Genomic DNA, 1,217 nt, shown 5'->3' on the forward strand with positions numbered 1-1,217 from the left:
GGCCGAGCCCGGGCGGCGGCGCGGTGGGCACCAGGGCGACGAAGTCCCCGAGCAGGGTCACCGCGAGGGGCCCGACCGCCAGGGGCGCGCGGGGCTGCGCCAGCGCCGCGCAGGCGGCCAGGAGGTCGCCCTCGGTCCGGCCCGCGGCGAGGCGCATCGGCGCCTTCAGCGTCGCGTGGAAGCCGTAGACCCGCGGCGCCGCGGTGACGGCGGCGAGCGCCGCGCGCGCGGCCGCGTCCCATCCGGGCAGGGGCACATCGCCGAGGACCGCCTCGCCGAAGGCGGCGAGCGCCGATCCGGGCTCCGGCGTGACGTAGAGCGCGTAGCGTGTCGGGGCGTCCACCGGGGCACTCGCTTCGGGCGTGGATCGGTCACGGCCCGGCGCGGATAGAACCCGATCGCCCGCTCGGCAAGGCGCGGCCGCTCAGCCCCGCGGGATCGGGCGGTTGCGGCAGGCGGCGCGATATTGCTGCCGGCTCAGGCCGCGCATGTTGCGGCGGTCGGCTTCCTGGGTGCAGGCGATCTTGCGGTCGGCCTTGTTGAGGCTCTTCGTGCCGCTCGACGGGACGTCGGTCGGCGCGGGCGCGGTGTAGGATTGCGCGAGGCCCGACGTCGTCAGCAACGCGAGACACAGGGTGCTTGCCAAGACCGTACGCATCCAACGAACTCCTGCTTCATCAGTCGCGCTCGCCGGGCAATAACCGGGCCAAGCTTGGCGGCTCGGGGCGTGGTCGATCACGCGGTGCGGCCGGCGGCGATCGCGGCGACGACGCGATGCGAATCCGACACCCATCCGAAGATGCCGCCCTGCGCCACGATCATCGCGAGGCCGGCCGCGTGGAAGGCCGGGATGTACGAGCCGCAGGCATCCGACACCACGAGGCAGCGGTAGCCGCGGTCATTGGCCTCGCGCACGGTGGTGTGGACGCAGACCTCGGTGGTGACGCCGCAGACGAGCAGCGTGGCGACGCTGCGCGCGGCCAGGATCTCGGCCAGGTCGGTGGCGTAGAACGCGCCCTTGCCCGGCTTGTCGACCACCGGCTCGCCGGGAGCGGGCGCGAGGTCGGCGACGATGTCGTGGCCGGGCTCGCCGCGGATCAGGATGCGCCCCATCGGCCCGGGCGCGCCGATGCGGGCGGACGGCGTGCCGCGGGCGATCTTGGCGGCGGGCGCGTCCGACAGGTCGGGGCGATGCCCTTCGCGAGTGTGGACCACGA

The 1,217-nt window shown here is 74.8% G+C and carries 3 protein-coding genes; all 3 read right to left on the reverse strand.

Annotation, left to right across the window (positions count from 1 at the left end; translation table 11 throughout):
* Positions 1–343 (reverse strand): DUF1045 domain-containing protein (locus FV230_RS28475; RefSeq protein WP_147844745.1); only part of this gene is annotated, 343 nt, incomplete at its 3' end.
* 81 nt (positions 344–424) lie between these two features.
* The gene (locus FV230_RS28480; protein ID WP_147844746.1) at positions 425–658 is read right to left on the reverse strand and encodes a hypothetical protein; all 234 of its coding nucleotides are present in this window, start codon (positions 656–658) and stop codon (positions 425–427) included.
* A gap of 77 nt (positions 659–735) precedes the next feature.
* A partial coding sequence (locus FV230_RS28485; RefSeq protein WP_147844747.1) for a cysteine hydrolase occupies positions 736–1,217 on the reverse strand: 482 nt, incomplete at its 5' end.

The sequence above is a fragment of the Methylobacterium sp. WL6 genome (genome assembly GCF_008040095.1).
Lineage (GTDB): Bacteria > Pseudomonadota > Alphaproteobacteria > Rhizobiales > Beijerinckiaceae > Methylobacterium.

What these genes read in the sequence shown, in the direction of transcription:
- FV230_RS28480 (WP_147844746.1), bottom strand. Translation starts at nt 658, where the DNA reads ATGCGTACGGTCTTGGCAAGCACCCTGTGTCTCGCGTTGCTGACGACG.